This window comes from Pseudomonas sp. SDO5591_S426 (assembly GCF_054070755.1).
On the sequence record NZ_JBSVXD010000317.1, the window covers coordinates 1 to 3,792 of the forward strand.

Sequence of the window (3,792 nt, forward strand, 5' to 3'; positions counted from 1 at the left end):
GTATTGCAGAAATGGGGGTATCCATAGATGTGGGAGCGGGCTTGCCCGCGATGACATTGGCACATGCAACATTGAAGGCGACTGACCCACCGCGATCGCGGGCAAGCCCGCTCCCACAGGGTTCTCCATCCAGCCGAAAACTTGGGTCAAAAACGACCTCCATCTGTACTGAAAGCGCTACAGCGGAACGATATCGCTACACCCCTCTGCGATCACGACTGTGCAAGGCTTTGATCCACCTCGGCTTTTATCCATGCCACCTGCCGTATCGATTTCGCTACAGCCGTCGAATTCCCACGACCTCCGAAACCCTCCAAACCATTGATTCCAATAGAAAAAACAACATTGGCCGCGATCTTGCTATGTACTCCGTCATAACCAGGGCATTGCCCAAGCATTCAATCGCGTCCACCAGACGAGTCTGGCCCCCTTAGGAGTTTCCATGAGCGAGTTGCGTTTTACTGAAGATCACGAATGGCTGCGCACCGAAGCTGACGGCAGCGTTACAGTCGGCATCACCGCTTTCGCACAGAACGCCTTGGGCGACGTGGTTTTCGTACAACTGCCTGAGCTGCAGTCCTACGACAAAGGCGCCGAAGCCGCCACCGTGGAATCGGTAAAAGCCGCCAGCGGCGTGTACATGCCGCTCGACGGTGAAGTGCTGGAAGTGAACCCGGCGCTGGACAGCAGCCCTGAACTGGTCAACGAAGATCCGCTGGGCGAAGGCTGGTTCTTCCGCTTCCAGCCTGCCGATGCCGCCGCTGTCGGCCAACTGCTGGATCAAGACGCCTACGACCGCCTGATCAAAGCCCAAGCCGAAGCCTGAGGAGCACTGACATGACCCAGATTACCCTGACCACCGCCAACGAATTCATCGCCCGTCACATCGGCCCGCGCGCCGGTGACGAGCAAGCCATGCTCAACAGCCTCGGCTTCGACTCGCTGGAAGCCCTGAGCGCCAGCGTGATTCCGGACAGCATCAAGGGCACCAGCGTACTGGGCCTGGGAGACGGACTGAGCGAAGCCGACGCCCTGGCGTTGATCAAGTCCATCGCCGGCAAGAACCAGTTGTTCAAGACCTTCATCGGCCAGGGTTACTACGGCACTCACACGCCGTCGCCGATCCTGCGCAACCTGCTGGAAAACCCGGCCTGGTACACCGCCTACACCCCGTACCAGCCAGAAATTTCCCAGGGCCGTCTCGAAGCGCTGCTGAACTTCCAGACCCTGATCAGCGACCTCACCGGCCTGCCGATCGCCAACGCCTCGCTGCTCGACGAAGCCACCGCCGCTGCCGAAGCCATGACTTTCTGCAAACGCCTGAGCAAGAACAAAGGCAGCCACCAGTTCTTCGCTTCCGTGCACTGCCACCCGCAAACCCTCGACGTACTGCGCACCCGTGCCGAGCCGCTGGGCATCGACGTGGTGGTTGGCGACGAACGCGAGCTGAGCGACGTGACGCCGTTCTTCGGCGCCCTGCTGCAATACCCGGCGAGCAACGGTGACGTGTTCGACTACCGCGAACTAACCGAACGCTTCCACGCTGCCAACGCTCTGGTAGCCGTGGCCGCTGACCTGCTGGCCCTGACCGTGCTGACCCCGCCGGGCGAATTCGGCGCCGACGTGGCCATCGGCAGCGCGCAACGTTTCGGTGTGCCGCTGGGCTTCGGTGGCCCGCACGCCGCCTACTTCTCCACCAAGGATGCGTTCAAGCGTGACATGCCGGGTCGTCTGGTCGGCGTTTCCGTGGACCGTTTCGGCAAGCCGGCCCTGCGCCTGGCCATGCAGACCCGCGAGCAACACATCCGCCGCGAGAAGGCCACTTCCAACATCTGCACCGCGCAAGTATTGCTGGCCAACATCGCCAGCATGTACGCCGTGTACCACGGCCCGAAAGGCCTGACGCAGATTGCCAACCGCGTGCATCACCTGACCGCGATTCTCGCCAAGGGCTTGACCGCTCTGGGCCTGAACGTCGAACAGGAAAACTTCTTCGACACCCTGACCGTGGCCACCGGTGCCGACACCGCCAAACTGCACGATCAGGCACGCGCCCAGCAGATCAACCTGCGCGTTGTGGACGCTGACCGTCTGGGCCTGTCCCTTGACGAAACCAGCACCCAGGCCGACGTTGAAACCCTGTGGGCCCTGCTGTCCAACGGCAAGACCCTGCCGGACTTCGCAGCGCTGGCTAGCAGTGTTGAAAGCACCATTCCTGCCGCACTGGTGCGCCAGTCGCCAATCCTCAGCCACCCGGTGTTCAACCGCTATCACTCGGAAACCGAGCTGATGCGCTACCTGCGCAAACTGGCGGACAAGGACCTGGCGCTGGACCGCACCATGATCCCGCTGGGTTCGTGCACCATGAAACTCAACGCCGCCAGCGAAATGATCCCGGTGACCTGGGCTGAATTCGGTGCCCTGCACCCGTTCGCTCCGGCCGAGCAAAGTGCCGGCTACCAGCAACTGACCGACGAACTGGAAGCGATGCTCTGCGCCGCCACCGGTTACGACTCGATCTCGCTGCAACCGAACGCCGGTTCCCAAGGTGAATACGCCGGTCTGCTGGCAATCCGCGCCTACCACCAGAGCCGTGGCGAAGACCGTCGCGACATCTGCCTGATCCCGTCGTCGGCCCACGGCACCAACCCGGCCACCGCCAACATGGCCGGCATGCGCGTTGTCGTCACCGCGTGCGATGCCCGTGGCAACGTTGATATCGAAGACCTGCGCGCCAAAGCCATCGAGCACCGCGAACACCTCGCTGCGCTGATGATTACCTACCCGTCGACCCACGGCGTGTTCGAAGAAGGCATCCGTGAAATCTGCGGCATCATTCATGACAACGGCGGCCAGGTGTACATCGACGGCGCCAACATGAACGCGATGGTCGGCCTCTGCGCACCAGGCAAGTTCGGCGGCGACGTATCGCACCTGAACCTGCACAAGACCTTCTGCATTCCACACGGCGGTGGCGGCCCGGGCGTCGGCCCGATTGGCGTGAAATCGCACCTGACCCCGTTCCTGCCGGGCCACGCCCAGATGGAGCGCAAGGAAGGCGCGGTCTGCGCCGCACCGTTCGGCAGCGCAAGCATTCTGCCGATCACCTGGATGTACATTCGCATGATGGGTGGCGCAGGCTTGAAGCGCGCTTCGCAGCTGGCAATCCTCAATGCCAACTACATTTCCCGTCGCCTCGAAGAGCACTACCCAGTGCTCTACACCGGTAGCAACGGTCTGGTAGCGCACGAGTGCATCCTCGACCTGCGTCCACTGAAAGACAGCAGCGGCATCAGCGTCGATGACGTGGCCAAGCGTCTGATCGACTTCGGTTTCCATGCCCCGACCATGTCGTTCCCGGTCGCCGGCACGCTGATGATCGAGCCGACTGAAAGTGAATCCAAGGAAGAACTGGACCGTTTCTGCGACGCCATGATCCGCATCCGCGAAGAAATCCGCGCAGTGGAAAACGGCACGCTGGACAAGGACGACAACCCACTGAAAAACGCACCGCACACCGCGGCGGAGCTGGTCGGTGAGTGGTCGCACCCGTACAGCCGCGAGCAAGCCGTTTACCCGGTTGCGTCGCTGATCGAAGGCAAGTACTGGCCGCCGGTCGGCCGCGTCGACAACGTCTTCGGCGATCGCAACCTGGTTTGCGCCTGCCCGTCGATCGAAAGCTACGCTTAACGAATGAGGGGGCGGGTTCGCCTGCCCCCACTGTCCATAACACCACCTCCCCCTGTAGGAGCTGCCGCAGGCTGCGATCTTTTGATCTCCATCAAAAGCAAG

General features: G+C 61.9%; 2 protein-coding genes. Both read left to right on the forward strand.

The features are described from left to right. The first annotated feature begins 442 nt into the window (after positions 1 to 442). Positions 443 to 826 carry a glycine cleavage system protein GcvH gene (gcvH, locus tag ACW9JC_RS29185; protein WP_150703051.1) on the forward strand — a complete coding sequence of 128 codons (384 nt, stop codon included), beginning with the start codon at positions 443 to 445 and terminating at the stop codon, positions 824 to 826. A gap of 11 nt (positions 827 to 837) precedes the next feature. After that, positions 838 to 3,690 carry an aminomethyl-transferring glycine dehydrogenase gene (gene gcvP, locus ACW9JC_RS29190; protein ID WP_457459378.1) on the forward strand — a complete coding sequence of 951 codons (2,853 nt, stop codon included), beginning with the start codon at positions 838 to 840 and terminating at the stop codon, positions 3,688 to 3,690. Positions 3,691 to 3,792: the final 102 nt, after the last annotated feature.

What these genes read in the sequence shown, in the direction of transcription:
- gcvH (WP_150703051.1), top strand. Translation starts at nt 443, where the DNA reads ATGAGCGAGTTGCGTTTTACTGAAGATCACGAATGGCTGCGCACCGAA.
- gcvP (WP_457459378.1), top strand. Translation starts at nt 838, where the DNA reads ATGACCCAGATTACCCTGACCACCGCCAACGAATTCATCGCCCGTCAC.